The 15,876-nt window shown below is 62.3% G+C and carries 17 protein-coding genes and 1 pseudogene; 9 read left to right on the top strand and 9 right to left on the bottom strand.

Annotated elements, in window-relative coordinates:
* The first annotated feature begins 169 nt into the window (after positions 1 to 169).
* Both R4P70_RS04580 and R4P70_RS04575 read left to right on the top strand, forming a co-directional pair.
* Positions 170 to 797 (top strand): annotated as a pseudogene (locus R4P70_RS04580) (hypothetical protein).
* The gene (locus tag R4P70_RS04575; RefSeq protein ID WP_046379285.1) at positions 794 to 1,570 is read left to right on the top strand and encodes an SDR family NAD(P)-dependent oxidoreductase; all 777 of its coding nucleotides are present in this window, start codon (positions 794 to 796) and stop codon (positions 1,568 to 1,570) included. The pseudogene R4P70_RS04580 and the gene R4P70_RS04575 overlap by 4 nt, the downstream one beginning before the upstream one ends.
* A 15-nt stretch (positions 1,571 to 1,585) precedes the next feature.
* Here the strand turns inward: R4P70_RS04575 and R4P70_RS04570 are convergent, their stop codons facing one another.
* Positions 1,586 to 2,347, bottom strand: coding sequence for an SDR family NAD(P)-dependent oxidoreductase (locus R4P70_RS04570; protein WP_020909130.1), 762 nt, complete (start codon positions 2,345 to 2,347; stop codon positions 1,586 to 1,588).
* Between the two features lie 198 nt (positions 2,348 to 2,545).
* Between R4P70_RS04570 and R4P70_RS04565 the strand changes: the two genes are divergently transcribed.
* Entirely contained in the window at positions 2,546 to 3,322 is a 777-nt protein-coding gene (locus R4P70_RS04565; protein ID WP_317830455.1) for an SDR family oxidoreductase, read from the top strand.
* Between the two features lie 110 nt (positions 3,323 to 3,432).
* Here the strand turns inward: R4P70_RS04565 and R4P70_RS04560 are convergent, their stop codons facing one another.
* Genes R4P70_RS04560 through R4P70_RS04535 form a run of 6 tightly spaced genes read right to left on the bottom strand, consistent with a single transcriptional unit; the run spans position 3,433 to position 9,097 of the window.
* The gene (locus R4P70_RS04560; protein ID WP_020970788.1) at positions 3,433 to 4,254 is read right to left on the bottom strand and encodes a MaoC/PaaZ C-terminal domain-containing protein; all 822 of its coding nucleotides are present in this window, start codon (positions 4,252 to 4,254) and stop codon (positions 3,433 to 3,435) included.
* Positions 4,255 to 4,268: 14 nt separating this feature from the next.
* Positions 4,269 to 5,447, bottom strand: coding sequence for a lipid-transfer protein (locus R4P70_RS04555; protein ID WP_020909132.1), 1,179 nt, complete (start codon positions 5,445 to 5,447; stop codon positions 4,269 to 4,271).
* Positions 5,447 to 5,875: a MaoC family dehydratase gene (locus R4P70_RS04550; RefSeq protein ID WP_020909133.1), complete on the bottom strand. Its 429-nt coding sequence runs from the start codon at positions 5,873 to 5,875 to the stop codon at positions 5,447 to 5,449. The genes R4P70_RS04555 and R4P70_RS04550 overlap by 1 nt, the downstream gene beginning before the upstream one ends.
* Positions 5,872 to 6,987 carry an acyl-CoA dehydrogenase family protein gene (locus tag R4P70_RS04545; RefSeq protein WP_021345543.1) on the bottom strand — a complete coding sequence of 372 codons (1,116 nt, stop codon included), beginning with the start codon at positions 6,985 to 6,987 and terminating at the stop codon, positions 5,872 to 5,874. Before R4P70_RS04545 ends, R4P70_RS04550 begins: the two co-directional genes overlap by 4 nt.
* Positions 6,987 to 7,934, bottom strand: a complete 948-nt coding sequence (locus tag R4P70_RS04540; protein WP_317830454.1) for a bifunctional MaoC family dehydratase N-terminal/OB-fold nucleic acid binding domain-containing protein — start codon at positions 7,932 to 7,934, stop codon at positions 6,987 to 6,989. The genes R4P70_RS04545 and R4P70_RS04540 overlap by 1 nt, the downstream gene beginning before the upstream one ends.
* On the bottom strand, positions 7,931 to 9,097 hold the full coding sequence (locus R4P70_RS04535) for an acyl-CoA dehydrogenase family protein (protein ID WP_020970792.1): 1,167 nt from the start codon (positions 9,095 to 9,097) through the stop codon (positions 7,931 to 7,933). The genes R4P70_RS04540 and R4P70_RS04535 overlap by 4 nt, the downstream gene beginning before the upstream one ends.
* A 130-nt stretch (positions 9,098 to 9,227) precedes the next feature.
* Between R4P70_RS04535 and R4P70_RS04530 the strand changes: the two genes are divergently transcribed.
* From R4P70_RS04530 to R4P70_RS04515, 4 genes are all read left to right on the top strand, one after another.
* Positions 9,228 to 9,686 (top strand): nuclear transport factor 2 family protein, encoded by a 459-nt coding sequence (locus R4P70_RS04530; RefSeq protein WP_070386384.1) that lies wholly within the window; start codon positions 9,228 to 9,230, stop codon positions 9,684 to 9,686.
* A gap of 115 nt (positions 9,687 to 9,801) precedes the next feature.
* Complete coding sequence (locus R4P70_RS04525) at positions 9,802 to 10,659, top strand: MetQ/NlpA family ABC transporter substrate-binding protein (protein ID WP_084324961.1); 858 nt, start codon at positions 9,802 to 9,804, stop codon at positions 10,657 to 10,659.
* A gap of 12 nt (positions 10,660 to 10,671) precedes the next feature.
* Complete coding sequence (locus tag R4P70_RS04520) at positions 10,672 to 11,673, top strand: methionine ABC transporter ATP-binding protein (RefSeq protein ID WP_020970795.1); 1,002 nt, start codon at positions 10,672 to 10,674, stop codon at positions 11,671 to 11,673.
* Positions 11,670 to 12,338, top strand: a complete 669-nt coding sequence (locus R4P70_RS04515; RefSeq protein WP_021345548.1) for a methionine ABC transporter permease — start codon at positions 11,670 to 11,672, stop codon at positions 12,336 to 12,338. The genes R4P70_RS04520 and R4P70_RS04515 overlap by 4 nt, the downstream gene beginning before the upstream one ends.
* Before the next feature lie 4 nt (positions 12,339 to 12,342).
* Here R4P70_RS04515 and R4P70_RS04510 read toward each other — a convergent pair whose 3' ends face one another.
* The gene (locus tag R4P70_RS04510) at positions 12,343 to 13,563 is read right to left on the bottom strand and encodes a fatty acid desaturase family protein (protein WP_003939858.1); all 1,221 of its coding nucleotides are present in this window, start codon (positions 13,561 to 13,563) and stop codon (positions 12,343 to 12,345) included.
* A gap of 133 nt (positions 13,564 to 13,696) precedes the next feature.
* Here R4P70_RS04510 and R4P70_RS04505 point away from each other — a divergent pair, with 133 nt between their 5' ends.
* Both R4P70_RS04505 and R4P70_RS04500 read left to right on the top strand, forming a co-directional pair.
* Positions 13,697 to 14,902 (top strand): enhanced intracellular survival protein Eis, encoded by a 1,206-nt coding sequence (locus R4P70_RS04505; RefSeq protein WP_070795671.1) that lies wholly within the window; start codon positions 13,697 to 13,699, stop codon positions 14,900 to 14,902.
* 65 nt (positions 14,903 to 14,967) lie between these two features.
* Positions 14,968 to 15,531 carry a GtrA family protein gene (locus R4P70_RS04500; RefSeq protein WP_003939753.1) on the top strand — a complete coding sequence of 188 codons (564 nt, stop codon included), beginning with the start codon at positions 14,968 to 14,970 and terminating at the stop codon, positions 15,529 to 15,531.
* 37 nt (positions 15,532 to 15,568) lie between these two features.
* On the opposite strand, the gene R4P70_RS04495 is transcribed toward R4P70_RS04500, so the two are convergent.
* Entirely contained in the window at positions 15,569 to 15,808 is a 240-nt protein-coding gene (locus R4P70_RS04495; protein WP_020909141.1) for a LuxR C-terminal-related transcriptional regulator, read from the bottom strand.
* Positions 15,809 to 15,876: the final 68 nt, after the last annotated feature.

Below are 15,876 nucleotides of genomic sequence, written 5' to 3'. Positions count from 1 at the left end.
TTCGGCCCGCCGCTCGACTTAAAGTGACGACCATCACGGTATCTGAACAGCGGAGTTAAGCAAACTGGCAATTCTCGAACGAAGATCTACATGTACAGCGAATGCCTCGCCAGGTCACAGTTGTCGCAGATCCGGACAGCCCGCCGAATCTGCGAAACCAGGAGATGTGATGAGCAAGTACGAGCACGAATTCGTCCACATGATGGATGGCGTCGAAAAGCAATTGGAAACCATCGACAATCCGCGGCACCAGAAGATCCTCCGTAACTACCGACGCCACGCCTTGCTTGAGGTCTCCGGTCGCTACAAGGAAATCCTCTCGCCGGACATGACCGTCGAAGAACCCGTCTACCGGTTGTTCGAAGACGGCCAGTCGATTGTCCTCGACGGCATGGACGCCGTCACCAACTTCTACCAGTCACTCGCCGAGACGGACACGGACCGGGAAGTCCGACTTCGCGGTATCGGACAGCGGGTTCTCGGGTGAGACACTCTTCAGTCAATTCGTTCCTGGATCGATCCTCGGAGACGGGGTGTTCGGCGCGGTGCACGAATCGGGCGGATCCACGTCCGCAGCCCCCGAACAGTCGTCGGGCATCGACTCCGACGGTTGGTATCTCGTGCGTCGGACCTTGGCATTCGTCTGGCCGTACGACGAGCAGGGCCGACTCATCGGTGAGCACGTCTACGAAGATTCTGCTTCGAAAGTCGTCACCAAGGTGGATCCGAGCGAGGTCATCACGGCAGCGCGCGCAGCCGAACTGCTTGCCCCACTGCTCGAAACGCACCTGCCGTGAGCGCGCCCGTAGCCATTGTCACGGGCGCAGCGGCCGGGTTGGGCGCCGCTATTGCCGAGCGGCTTGCCGAGGACTTCGGCACCCTGCTTCTACTCGACATCGAAGAGGCTGCACTCGCCGACACCGCAGCACGCCTGGAAAGCCTTGGCGTAGCAGTCCACACGGCACGATGCGACGTTCGACGTGAAGGCGACGTCAAGAACGCGTTCGACGTGGCTGCGTCGGTCGGAAGTCCGACTGCGCTCGTCAACGGTGCCGGCATCGGCGTCTTCACGCCGTTCCTCGAGATCACCGAAGACCAGTGGGACAACACCTTTGCAGTGAACACCAAGGGCAGCTTTCTGATGTGCCGCGAATTCGTCAGTAGAACCGAAGGTCCGGCAGCGATCGTCAACATTGCGTCGATCGGTGCCCGCTTGGGCGGTGACATGCTCGCGCACTACGGACCGTCGAAGGCCGCCGTGATCGAGATGAGTCACAGCGTCGCCCGGATCGGCGCGACTCGAGGGCTCCGTTCGAACACGGTCATGCCCGGGCTGATCCTCACCGACATGTGGCTGCGAACCATCAAGGAACTGCGTCGGCGCGATGCTGCACTAGCGGGCGTTTCCGATGCTGATGTCTTCGATTCTTTTGTTGCCCAAATGGTTCCGATGGGTCGAGCCCAGACGCCCGGAGATATCGCCGAGATGGTCGCGTTCTTGCTCAGCGACAAGGCTCGCAACGTCACCGGGCAGACGATTGCCGTCGACGGCGGCGCCGTGATGACCTGATCGGGTCGATGGCGGTCAGCCCCAGCGCGACTGACCGCCGTCGAGCGGGATCGTGGCACCCGTCAGGTAACCGGCGTCTTCACTGACGAGGAAGACGACGGCACGACCGATGTCGGTCTCGGGATCTCCGACGCGTCCCAGCGGGATACCCGCGACAAAAGCCGCCGCCTCTTCCGGATTCTTGTCCATCCACCACTGCAACGCGGGGGTCTTGGCGTGCGGGGCGACGTTGAGAACGCGGATGTTGTCCTTGCCCCATTCGCAGGCGGCAGCGCGGGTCAACGAGCGCATGCCTTCCTTGATGGAACCGTAAGCGCCGTAGTTACTCGCATCCCAGCGCACGGCTGCCGAGGTGACCATGTTGATGATGACGCCACCGCCACGACTGTTCATGTGCGGGTACGACGCCTGCATCATGCGCAGGGTGGCGAGTGGGCCCGTCGCGAAAGAACGCTCGAAGTCTTCGTCCAGCACGCTCAAGAGCGGGCCGGGCTTGCAGTCGTTGGCGTTGTTGACCAGGATGTCGATTCCGCCGAACAGTTCGACGGTTCGGTCCACGGCCGCCGTGATGTCGTCCTTCTTGCTGACGTCACAAACCACGGCCTCACCGCGCGCACCGATGTCAGCGAGTAGTCCGCAGGTGGTGTGCAACTTGGATTCGGTGCGACCGGCAACGGCGATCACGGCGCCCTCTTTGGCCAAGGCCAGGGCAATCCCCTGCCCGATTCCCTGACCCGCACCCGTGATGAGTGCAACTTTGCCTTCGAGCTTGCCCATGTGACTACTCCAATGTCTGTCGACGCAGAGGTCCCTTTGCGGGAAGGACCGGTCGATTCTGGTGACTGCCGCCGTTTGTCGTCTACACTCGACCTACAAAACAACCAAGCACTTGCTTGACCCTAAGGTGTGCGACCACGTCACGTCAATCACATTGGGCGGCAATTCAGCTCGGCACCGCACCAGGAAGGCTCCACCGTGACACTGCCCAACCCCGTCGATTTCAGCGGACGCTCGGTGATCGTCACCGGCGGCACCAAAGGCATCGGCTACGTCATCGCCGAAACCTTCCTCGCCGCGGGTGCAAACGTGCTGGTCTGTGGCCGTAACGAGCCCGAAAACCTACCCACCGCCGACGGCCGTAGCGCAGCCTTTCGCGCCACGGACGTCCGCGATCCCGCCGACGCCGCAGCCCTCGTCCAGGATGCCGTCGAGCGCTTCGGCCGTCTGGACGTCCTGGTCAACAACGCCGGCGGCTCCCCCGATGCCGATGCTGCGACGGTGTCACCCCGCTTCGTCGAGAAGATCGTGGCCCTGAACCTGTTGGCACCCTTCAACGTTGCCCAGGCCGCCAACGCAGTGATGCAGACTCAGGACGGCGGCGGTGCCATCATCAACATCGGCAGTGTCTCGGCAATCGATCCGCAGCCCGGAACCGCGGCGTACAGCGCAGCCAAGGCCGGCCTCCTCGTTCTGACCAAGGCATTGGCCCTCGAATGGGCGCCGAAGGTCCGGATCAACCACATCACCACCGGCCTGATCCGTACCGAGGCTGCCGCCGAGGTCTACGGCGCCGACGGCGGCGCGGCGGTCACCAGGACCATTCCGATGGAGCGCATGGCCGTCCCGGCCGATATCGCAAACTCCTGCCTGTTCCTGGCGAGCCCACTCTCCTCGTACGTCAACGGCGCCGACATCGCCGTTCACGGCGGCGGTGAGTACCCGGCTCGCTACATGGCGACCCATCAGGACTGAACACAAGCACAGAGCAGCCCCTGAGCGAATCGCTCAGGGGCTGCTTCTTCGTGCAAACAACTGCGGGGCGCGACAAGGGGTCAAGCACCCCGCAGTTGAGTCTGGAGGGACTAGTGAGCGGAGAAGCTCACTCGTGCACCGGAAATCGCTACCTGATCACCCTTGGTGACCTGGAAAGCCAAGTCGTCGGGAGTTCCCCACGCAATGATGGACGGCGACTCACCCGGATGGATCGCCGCAGCGAATCGACCTTCGAGACTGACAAGATCAGCCGGATGCACTCCGGCGACCCGAGCAAGCTCGAGTGTGCTGGCTGCCAACGTGCACAGCCCGTGCATGATCGGACGCGGCTGGTTGATCCGCGCCGCAGCCTCGGGATCGATGTGGATGTGGTGTTTGTCGCCCAGGAGCCGGTACATCGCCGTCTGGTTCTCCGCTGTGGTCAGCACACCGGTCAGCGAAGGCTCACCGGTCGGCTCCGCCGGACGTGAGGGTCCACGTTCTCCGCCGAATCCACCGGCACCGGGAGCAAAAAGTGACCAGGTCGCGACGAAGTATTCGCATTCCACCTTCACTTCGAACACCGCTGCTGCGCCCTTGTCCCACACCTCGCCGACCGAAGCCTTCAACGTCACCTCACCGCTACGCGGAAGCGGAGCAAGCACTTTCAACTCTTGCGAGCCGTGCAGTGCCGTCGAGGTGTCGAAGGCGCCCGCCGAGCCCAGAGCGTCGGGAGCCCACTGTGCCAGCGTCAGAGCAAAAGTCGGCAGTACCCGAAGCTGATCCTCGAAGACGAGGTCCAGCTCGGTTGACTTGGCGCCCACGGCGAGTGCGTACAAGATCGCGTCGCGCTCGGTGTACGCCACGGTGCGGGTGCCGAGATCGGCTCCGCGCCAATCGCCGGCGGTCTTCGCAGCTTCCGAAGTTGTCACTGTCATTTCCTCTCTTAAACAGCGCCCAGAACGAGACCGCTGGTGGGCACTGCCGTTCCGGCTGTGACCAAGACGTTTTCGACGCCATCGGGCTGATTGGTCGACGTTCCTCGGACCAGTCGCACACCTTCGGCAATTCCGTTGACGCCGTGCAGGTATGCCTCGCCGACCTGACCACCGTGAGTGTTGGACGGCAAGCGTCCACCGATCTCGAGGTTGCCTTCGCGAATGAAGTCCTTGGCTTCGCCTGGCTTGCAGAAGCCCAGTTCTTCGAGCTGCGGAAGCACCAACGGGGTGAAGTGGTCGTACAGAATCGCGGCGTTGATGTCATCAGGGGTCAGGCCGCTCTGGCCGTACAACTGACGAGCAACCAGGCCCATCTCCGGGATACCCGAGATGTCAGGACGGTAGTAGCTGGTCATCATGTGCTGATCCTTGCTACTGCCCTGAGCGGCGCCCTTGATGATGACGGGCTTGTTGGCCAGATCCTTTGCACGCTCGGCAGAGACGATGACCAATGCCTGGCCGCCGTCGGTTTCCTGGCAGCAGTCGAGCAAGTGCAGAGGCTCGGCGATCCAGCGCGAGTTCTGATGGTCTTCGAGTGTGATCGGACGCTCGTAGAACCAGGCAGCCGGGTTGTTGGCGGCATGCTTGCGCGCCACCACTGCAACTCGTCCGAAGTCCTCACTCGTCGCACCGTACTGGTGCATGTAGCGGCGGGCGAACATGGCGACCCACTGAGCGGGAGTCGACAATCCCTGCGGAGTCATCCACGCATATGCCGCGCGATCCGCGGTGCTGTCCATGGGGCGATCGTGCTGCCCAAGGCCGTAGCGCACACCGGAGCGCTCGTTGAAGGCGCGGTAACAAACCACGACGTCGGCAACACCCGTCGCAACTGCCATGGCCGCCTGCTGCACGGTGGCACACGCGGCGCCGCCGCCGTAGTGAATGCGCGAGAAGAACTTCAGCTCGCCGAGGCCACAGTTGCGAGCCACAATGGCTTCGCCGTTTGTCTCCGACGTGTAGGTGGACAGACCGTCGACCTCGGACGGATCGATACCGGCGTCAGCGAGTGCCGCGACGATGGCCTCACACGCCAACTGCAGTTCGGTGCGGCCGGAGTTCTTGGAGAACTCGGTGGATCCGATGCCGACGATGGCGGCGGCTCCCGAGAGTGGGCTGATCGCCATCAGAGCCTCTCCTCTTCCTTGAAAGCGACTGCGACGGTGCCGGATGCATGGTTGCCGAGGCTGTTTGCACCCTGCACCTTGACCACGACCACTCCATCTTCCTTGGACACGACCTCACCGGTCATCGTCATGGTGTCACCCGGGTAGTTGGGCGCCCCGAGACGAATGGCGATGCGGCGCAAGGTCGATGCAGATCCGGCCCAGTCCGTGACGTATCGACCGACAAGACCGTTGCTCGTGAGGATGTTCATGAAGACATCCTTGGATCCGCGCTCCTGGGCCAGGCTCGGATCGTGGTGCACGTCCTGAAAATCGCGAGTGGCGATTGCGGTGGCGACGATCAACGTACGGGTCAACGGGATCGCCAACTCGGGCAATGCCTCTCCGACAACGACGTCTGCGTAGCTACGACCGGCAAGAACGGTCATGCGAGCACCTCCACACCGGATGCGAGCTGCGCACCCAGACGCGCGAGATCGGAGCTGGAACCGCCGAGGGTGGCAGCAATCTGCTTGCCCCACAAGAGGTGACGGTGAACCGGGTAGTCGGTGTCGACGCCCATACCGCCGTGAACATGCGTGGTGCGATGCACGACGCGCTGTCCGCCGTCGGTTGCCCACCACTTGGCGACCAGTACCGAGGTGCCGAGATCCAATCCCTCGGAGATACGCCAGGCGGCCTGCCACAGTGTCACCCTCATCGCTTCGAGATCGATGTAGCAGTCAGCGAGTTGATGATTGACGGCCTGGAAGGTCGCCAGCGGACGGCCGAACTGCTTGCGGCCGTTCAGGTACGTGACAGCCTGTGCGACTGCACCCGAGCCGACACCCCATTGAATTGCTGCCAACGCCAGTTCAACTCGGTCGATCAGCCACGGAACCGTCGTACCATCGGCCGCACCGATCAGCTGCGCGGGGGCACCGGCAAAGGTGACGTTGGCACAGATCTCCCAGTTGGTGGACTGCGTCTGTTCGAGCGTCACTCCTTCGGCGCTCAGATCCACAAGCAGCAGTGCCGTACCGGTGGAAGCGGTTGCCGAAACGAGAGCAAGGTTTGCGACGTGAGTCATCGGCACTACTGCCTTCTCACCCGTCACGGTCCAGTTGCCGTCGGCGTCCTGCTCGGCCGTGGTCAGTGGGTCGCCGCCCGTGTACGGACCGAACTCTTCGAGACCGACGGTCAGGAATCGACTGCCGTCGGCAACACTCGGAAGGAGCTCGGCACGAAGGGAATCGGAACCGAATTCATTGACAGCCAATGCCGCAAGGGTCGTTTCCCAGATCGGCACGGCCGCAACGTGACGGCCCTGCTCCTCCAGCAGTGCGTACAGCTCGGACAAGCCGAGTCCGCCGCCGCCGAACTCCTCGGGCAGGGCGATACCGAGCAGGCCGGTGGTCGCGAGTTCTCGCCACAGTTCACGGTCGACGCGCTCGGCGGAGAGTTCGATCTCCTTGGTGCGCTCGATCGTTGCCTTGCTGGTGAAGACCTCGTCGGCCAGTGAGCGAATCGCGTCCTGCTCTTCGCTGAAATTGAAGTCCATCAGTGCTCCTCGCGTACGGCCGGCCGGAACGCGGGAAGCGTCAGATCCGGGTCGGCGTCGATCCAGTCAAGTTCCACGGGCATGTCGACCACGACATCTTCGGGCGCGATACCCACCATGTTGGCGATCAATCGTGTTCCCTCTTCGAGTTCGATTACCGCAACGACGAGCGGGTAGTCGAACGCGTCGATCTTGGGATGATGATTGACCACGAAGCTGTACACCGTGCCGCGCCCCGACGCGTCGATCGTGTCCCACTCGAGTGACTGGCACTCCCCGCACATCGGGCCGGTGGGATGACGCAGCGTCTTGCAGGACGTGCAGCGCTGGATCACCAGACGGTGCTCCTTGGCGGCTTCGAACCAGAAAGCGTTGTCCGCGTTGAGAGCCGGACGCGGACGCAGAGCGCGCGGCGCCTCCGGTGCAGCAGCTTCCTGAGGCTTGAACCGCAGTGTCCGCCACCGCTGCGTGCCGACAACCTCGTCGTCGCCGTTGCGGTAGGTCTTGAGCGTCGTGACAAAGTGTCCGACACCGAGTCCGGTCTTCTTCTCCGGCGAAATCGACTCGATGACCTCGGTGTAGTTCACGCGATCTCCTGGGCGCAGTTCGGCGAAGAACTCCTGATCGGAATCGGTGGCGACGACGGAACTGTAGCCCGCAGCGTCGAGGGTGGCGATCAGATCGGTCCACACCTGTGACGGGTCGTTGCCCGCCATCTTGTCGGTGAACGTCCGCATGATCCAAACCTGAAGCATCTGAGCGGGAGCGACGACGCCGTCACGGCCGGTGGCGCGGGCAGCTTCGTCGTCGAGGTAGACGGGGTTGGTATCGCCCATGGTCTCGGCCCAATGCCGGATCATGGGGATGTTGACCTCGTCGGGTCCCCAGGTGGTGGGAACAAGCGTCTGGCCGACAAAAGCGTCGAGTTGCGCCGAAATGTCGCTCACTTGACCCTCTTTTCGCGAACGAGTCCCAAGCCGATGGTGCCGACCATGTCACGCAGAACCTCGTTGACGCCGCCGCCGAAGGTATTGACAACACCCTGACGGGAGATCTGCTCGATCTGACCGGCAAGCAAAGCGCCCGGAGACTCGGGGCGGATGCGTCCGGCGGAGCCGAGAATTCCGAGCAGGGTGCGGTAGACGTCGACGTGAGTCTCGGTCCCGTACGTCTTGGTAGCGCCGGCGTCGGCTCCGGAGAGCGTGTCCTGTGCGACGGCTGCCGTCATCTTCCAGTTCAGCAGTCGCATGGCCTCGAGCTTGGCGTGTGTACGAGCGAAGTCCTGCTGCACCCACGGGATGTTGATGGCGCCGTTTTCCTTGGCCCAGTCCAGAACCAGGTTCCACAGACCGTACGTGCGACCACCGATGGCCGCCAAGCCGATTCGTTCGTGATTGAGCTGAGCGGTGATGAGCTGCCAGCCGCCGTTGACCTCGCCGACAACGTCCTTCGACGGAACACGAATGCCGGAGTAGTACGTGGACGTCACCATCAAACCGCCGACGGTGTTGATCGGTGACCACTCGAAGCCTGCGTCCTCCGTGGGGACGATCAGGATCGAGATGCCCTTGTGCTTGGGGGCGTCCGCGTCGGTGCGGCAGGCCAGCCACACGTAGTCGGCGGTGTTTGCGCCACTGGTGAAGATCTTGTTGCCGTCGACGATCCACTCGTCACCGTCGAGAACCGCACGAGTCTTGAGTGATGCGAGGTCGGTGCCGGCCTCGGGCTCGGTGTAGCCGATGGCGAAGACGATGTCGCCGGCAAGAATGCCGGGCAGGAATCGTTCCTTCTGCTCTTCGGTGCCGTACTTCATCAACGTCGGCCCGACGGTATTGACCGTCACGAAGGGGAACGGCAGTCCCGCGCGCTGAACCTCGTCGAAGAACACGAACTGTTCTTCGATGGAGCGGCCCTGTCCACCGAATTCCTTGGGCCAACCGATGCCGAGCCAGCCGTCCTTACCCAGCAACTTCACGATCTCGCGGAAGTACTCGCCGCCCACACCTTGCTCGCCGGCCGCGCGACGCTTCTCTTCCGGCAGCAGCGCCGCGAAGTACGCGCGCAACTCCTTGCGGAGCTCCTGCTGCTCGGGCGATTCCCTCAGATCCATCGCTGTTTCTCCTATGGCATTCATGGCTGGCAACTCTTGGTCTGGACGCTAACCAGATGCCCAGGTGGGCGCTGTGAATGTCTCGTTGAGCGGGAAGCCGAAACATGAGCGGCGTCACATAGGGTGAGATATGCGCATGGACTCCTCGGATCGCGTCGCTCTCACCGACTTGGCCGCCAGGTATGCACAGGCCGTCGACCGCCGAAACACCACCGCGCTTGCGGCTCTCTTCACTGACGACGTGGCATTCGTCTTGCCGCCGGCATTGAACGGAACGGATGCGCCGACGGAGATACGTGGGAACACCGTCGTCAGCAGGTCGGTGGTCGATGCCGTCTCACATCTGCACTCGACCCGGCACATCGTCGAGCAGCAGATCCTCGACCTCGACAGCCCCACCACCGCGCACGGTGAGGCCTACTGCTCCGCTCACCACATCTATCCGCGGGGCGAGGGCCACCGGGACAACCGGATCGAGATTCGTTATCAGGACAGCTTCGAAAAGGTCGACGGCACCTGGTTGTTCTCGCGTCGTGAATTGGTAGTCGATTTTGCCGAGGACGTTCCGGTCATCCTGCTCGGACAATAGGTACAGGAAAAAATCGCGGTGATTCTGTATCTCCTCACGGGAGGTTTACCGGGCTAGCGTTCAGCAACTGTCACGCCATCTCGGCGTGACGTTCGGCTATGTCTTGGAGATTCACATGTCACGCTCGCGCACCAGAAGATTCCTCGCTGCCTTCGCAGTGGCCGCCGTCGCAGTCGGAACCGTCGCAGCGTGCTCGAGCGACAGTTCCTCCGATGAGAACGCGCCCCTTCGCATCGTCGCTTCTTCGGTTCCGCACGCCGAGATCTTGAAGTTCGTCGAAGAAAAGGGCCTGCTCGGCGACACCAAGATCGAGGTCAGCGAGATCACCGGCGACCTCGACGCCAACGAGGTGCTCGAAGCGGGCGACACCGACGCCAACTTCTTCCAGCACGTGCCGTACCAGGAATCGTGGTCGAAGGAAAAGGGTGTCGACGACCTGGTCGCCGTGGCGAAGGTCCACGTCGAGCCCCTCGGTGCATATTCCAAGAAGGTCACCAACGTGGCCGACCTGCGCCAGGGCGCAACGGTCGCGTTGTCCAACAACGTGACGAACTTCGCCCGTGGGCTGTACCTGCTGCAGCAGGCCGGTTTGATCAAGCTCGATCAGCAGTTGGGCGCCCCCGGCACCGACATCACGCAGATCAGCGAGAAGAACATCATCGACAACCCCAAGGGACTCACGTTCACCCAGGTCGATCCCCCGCAGCTTCCGCGCACTCTCGACGACGGAAATGTCGATCTTGCAATCATCAACGGCAACTACGCAATCGAAGGCGGCCTCAATCCCGCCAAGGACGCACTGGTGCTCGAGAAGGCCGAGGGCAACCCGTACGCCAACGTCCTGACGGTTCGTACCTCCCTCGAAAACGATGCGCGAGTGCAGAAGTTGGCCGAGGCGTTGACGTCCACCGACGTCGCGACGTTCATCGAGCAGACCTACCAGGGCTCGGTCATTCCGGCCAGCGCTACCTGATCGAGACCCGTCATGGTCTTCTCGATCGAATCGGTCTCCAAGGAATACGGCAGCGGCACAAAAGTTCTGCATGCACTCGATTCCGTGTCCCTGAAAATCGAAGACGGCGAGATCTTCGGCATCATCGGCAAGAGCGGCGCCGGTAAATCGACTCTGCTGCGCTGCCTCAACCTGCTCGAACGCCCGACCAGTGGCCGGATTCTGTTGGGCGACACCGATCTGACCGCGTTGAGCCCGGCGCAGTTGCGCGATGCACGCAAGCGGATCGGTGTCGTGTTCCAGCATTTCAACCTGCTGCACTCCCGCTCGGTCGCCGCCAACATCGCCTTTCCTCTCGAAGTGGCGGGGTACTCGCGGGCAGATCGCCGTGCCCGCGTCGACGAGCTGATCGAGTTGGTCGGCCTGGAAGACCGACGTGACGCCTTCCCTTCGCAACTGTCCGGCGGACAGAAACAACGGGTCGGGATCGCGAGGGCCTTGGCGGCTTCTCCCGATGTCCTCCTGTGCGACGAAGCCACGAGCGCCCTCGACTCGGATACGACCGATTCGATCCTCGACCTGCTCGCCGACCTCAATCGACGTCTGGGTGTGACCATCGTTCTGATCACCCACGAGCTCAACGTGGTTCGACGGATCTGTCACCGCGCCGCCCTGATCGACCAGGGACGCATCGTCGACGAGGGAACGCTCACCGAACTGGTTGCGGACCCGGACTCACCCCTCGGCGAGGCGCTACTGCCGACCGGAACGGTGCGAACGTCCCCGACCGGAATTCCGGCACTCCTCACCTTTGTCGATTCGCTGTCGACCTCGCCCGTGATTTCCCAACTCTCGCGTGATCTCGATGTCGACGTCACCGTGATCTCCGGCGGTATCGAGGACATCGGAGCCCATCAGGTCGGCCGCCTTCGCGTGGAGTTCGCCTCGCACACCGGACTCGCCAACGACGAAGAGACAAGAAAGTCTGTCGAAGAACATCTTTCGCAGCGCGGAGTGAAGGTGACGTTCTCATGAACAAGACGTCCTGGCAGGATTCCCTGGGCGAAGCATGGGAAGCCCTACTCGACACGCTCTACATGGTCGGCGTCTCGTTCGTGCTCACCGTGATCATCGGTATCGCCCTCGGCGTTCTGTTGCACGCGAGCGCGCCCGACGGAATCCGTCCGAACCGCGTTCTCAATTCGGTACTGGGCACCGTGGTGAACATCGGCCGTTCGCTGCCGTTCGTCATTTTGTTGGTCCTCCTCATCCCGGCGACGCGGGCGATCGTCGGAACAGCGCTCGGGGCGACGGCAGCGATCGTCCCGCTGACCATCGGCTCGGTGCCCTTCTTCGCTCGCGTCGTCGAGAACGCACTGCGTGAGGTCGATTCCGGACGCGTCGAAGCAGCACGATCCATGGGCGCCACCGACAAGGACATCATCGTCAAAGTGCTACTGCCCGAATCAGTTCCGGGATTGGTAGCCGGAGCAACCCTGACGGCGGTGATGCTGATCGGTTTCTCGGCCATGGCAGGCGCCATCGGCGCCGGCGGTCTCGGCGACTTCGCGATCAAGTACGGCTACCAACGATTCAACACCCCGGTGTTGTTCGTCGCTGTCGTGATCTTGATCGTGTTGGTTCAGGCGATCCAGTCGACCGGCGATCTCGTAGTTCGTTCGATGGCACACAAGCGGTAACCGATCAGCTCGACACCATCGCGATCGCAGTTCGCAGGCCTCGCCGCTTACCGGTCTGCGGATCGACGCCGAAGACTTCCTTGATTCCGCCGCGGATGCGGAACTTCAACTCCGAGTGCGTCTCCGGAGCATCGTCCTGGGACGCGGAGAGAAACCTGTTGGGCAGCGACAACTTCCAGATGGTCCGCAACGTCAATCCGTACTGCTTCCACAGCGGCCCGGTGGTGTACGGGAGGTCGTACTTGTCACACAAGTCCCGCAGCGGCACCGCGATTTCCGAGTACCGATTGCTCGGCAGGTCAGGGAAGCAGTGATGCTCGATCTGGTAGCAGAGGTTGCCGCTCATGAAGGCCATGACGGGGCCGGCATGAAAGTTGGCGGACCCCAGCATCTGTCGTAAGTACCACTGAGCGCGGGATTCGTTCTCGAATTCCTCGAGCGTGAACTTCTCGGCACCGTCGGGGAAGTGCCCGCAGAAGATGACGGCGTAACTCCAATAGTTGCGGATGAGATTTGCAACGGCGTTGGCCGTCAACGTGGTCTTCCACGCCGGGCCGGTCAGGGCGGGGAACAGGATGTAATCCTTCGCCACCTGACGCGCGATCTTCTTTCCGACGTCCTTGGCCATCTCCGATTTCTCGGACCACTTCACCTCGCCCTTGCGAAGCTTGTCGGTCTCGAGGTGATGCAGTGCGACGCCCCACTCGAAGAGGGTCGCCAGCACGAAATTCGTGATCGGTTGGAAGAGATAGTCGGCGTGCCACTTCTGATCGCGCGTGACGCGCATGATGCCGTAGCCGACATCGTTGTCGAGGCCGACGATGTTGGTGAACTTGTGATGAGTGAAGTTGTGCGAGTGCTTCCATCCCGAGGACGGGCAGGTGTTGTCCCACTCCCAGTTGCTCGAGTGAATCTCGGGATCGTTCATCCAGTCCCACTGACCGTGGATGATGTTGTGGCCGAGTTCCATGTTCTCGATGATCTTGCCGACCCCCAGCAGCGCAGTCCCCAGAATCCAGGCAGGCTTCTTCTTGCTGGCGAACAAGACGATGCGGCCGGCCACCATCAGAGAGCGTTGAAACGCGATCGTCCGCTGGATATATCGAGCATCGTGCGCGCCGCGCTTCTCCTCGATGTCGAGCCGAATGGCGTCCAACTCGCGCCCGAGCGCTTCGACGTCTTCCTCGGTGAGATGGGCATATTCCTTGATGTCGGTGATCGCCACAGTGTTTCTCCGTATCGGTTTTCTCCGTGCCGCAGGACTGGTCCGTCGGGCGGTACCCCTGGGAGCCGGTGCGGAAACGTCAGCCCCGATATTCATGTGCGTCTTCACGCAATCTATGCCAAAGTCGATATACGTGAGCCCCGAAAACAAGATCACCATCCGCACCGCTACCGAGAGCGACTGGCCGGCTCTCCAACTACTCGACTCGGTGGGGTTCGGTTTTCACCCGTCTCCCGCGGTCAGCGAACTGACGAAGGCTCTCTACAAGCCCGAGGACATCATCCTCGCCGTCGACGGTGACCTACCCGTCGGCGTGGCCATCGAAATCGACATGGAATTCACCGTGCCCGGCGGACGCCAACTCCCCACGCGCGGAATCACCTGGGTATCCGTCGCCCCGACTCACCGTCGCCGTGGCGTCCTACGCTCGATGTTCACTGCACTTCACGCCCACATCGAGTCGACCGGAGCACCACTTGCCGCCCTGACGGCCAGCGAGGCCGGCATCTACAACCGCTTCGGATACGGCCCGGCCACCTTCAGCGAGGGCATCACCCTCGATCGCCGCTTCGCGCGGTTCCGCCCCGAGGTGCCCGACAACGGTGGCGTGTCGATCGTCGACGTCAAAGCTGCCTCGACGCTTCTACCCGAGATCTACGATCGCTGGCGACTGCTGACACCCGGCGCTCAATTGCGTCCGCAACCGCTCTGGGACCATATGTTCGCCGACCCGTCCGAGGATCGTGACGGCGCCTCCGGACTGTTCTTTCTGACACACGCGGACGGATACATCGCTTACCGGCACACGAACGAGGGCCGCGACAGCATCGCCCGGATCGACGAGTTCGTCACCATCACCGAAGACGCGCACGCGGCGCTGTGGCGCACGATCTGCGGCCTCGACCTCGTCACCCGGATCGAGACACGCCAGCATCCTGCCGATCCACTCCGGCTGATGCTGACGGACTACCGTCTTGCCCGGACGACGACGCGCTCCGATCGACTGTGGCTGCGCATCATGGACGTGCCCGCGGCTCTCGAGGCTCGTGAATATGCTGCTGACCTGGACACCGTCATCAAGGTCGAAGATCCGTTCCTGAAGGCCGGCGGAACTTTTGCACTTCAGGTCAAGGGCGGCAAGGCCACCTGTACGGCCACTGACGCGGAGCCCGCGATCACGATGCCCTCTGATGTCCTGAGCAGCTTGTACCTGGGCGAGCACCAGGCCAAGACCTTCGCGGCGGCGCACCGACTCCACGCGTCCGATCCGCGGGAGATCCGGAATTTCGACTTCGCTTTCAACGCAGAGAAGCCCGCAATTCTCGGGTACGGATTCTGATGATGTTGCCGACACGGGCATCGACGATTTGTGCCGTCGGTCGTATTCAGGGTTAGCCTCGAACAATGGCGTTTGTCGAAAAGATGGTCAATAGGCTTCCTGAGCGGGTTCTCGTGCGCGTCCTGCCGCACGCAGAAATGCTCAAGTTCCTGGTGGTCGGCGGCATCGCCTTCATCGTCACCACGGTGCTGTTCTTCGGCATCAAGTGGACGGTTCTGCCTCAGCACCCGGTGACTGCCAACATCCTTGCGGTCCTGATCGCGACGGTTCTGTCTTACGTCCTCAACCGCGAATGGTCGTTTGCTCAGCGCGGCGGTCGACAGCGCCATCACGAGGCCGCTCTGTTCTTCATCGTCGCGGGTATCGGTTTGGCCATCAACCAGGTACCTCTCTGGACCTCCAGGTACGTGTTCCACCTGCGTCAACCCGAGGTGTCGGTGTTGATGGAGAACTTCGCGGACTTCATCAGCGGATCGATCATCGGGACCCTGCTGGCGACGGCCTTCCGCTGGTGGGCCATGCGTCGGTACGTCTTCCCCGAAGAAGCCACCGACAGCCAGGTCGTTCTCGACATCGAAGCGACTCCCGGCACCAAGACGCCGACAACCGACGCCACCGCCCTCGACTGACTTCCCGGATCGACGCACCCGATCGCTCGCGCTTCGATCAGAGTTCGTCGATACCGATCAGCCCGTCCTGAAGGGCCCGTGCAAGCAGCGCCATCTTCGTCGGGGCTGTCCGGCCCACTTCGTCGTACTTCCCTCGAATACGCGCGAGATGCGTATTCACCGTCCCCTCCGCGATGTACAACTCACGGGAGACTTCGGCTTTCGAGTCGCAGCGAATCCAGGTCAACAGCACCTGTACTTCACGTCTACTGAGGCTGGGTGAGTCAGCAGTCTTCATCGGTGGTGTCCCTAACTTCCAGGCTTTTCGCGCGGTCGAACTCCCATGGAAACGGAGCATGGTCGCAG

The sequence above is a fragment of the Rhodococcus sp. IEGM 1241 genome (assembly GCF_033142365.1).
GTDB lineage: Bacteria > Actinomycetota > Actinomycetes > Mycobacteriales > Mycobacteriaceae > Rhodococcus_F > Rhodococcus_F erythropolis.
The sequence above is the reverse complement of the archived record's forward strand: the minus strand, read 5'-3'. Positions and strand labels throughout refer to the sequence as shown.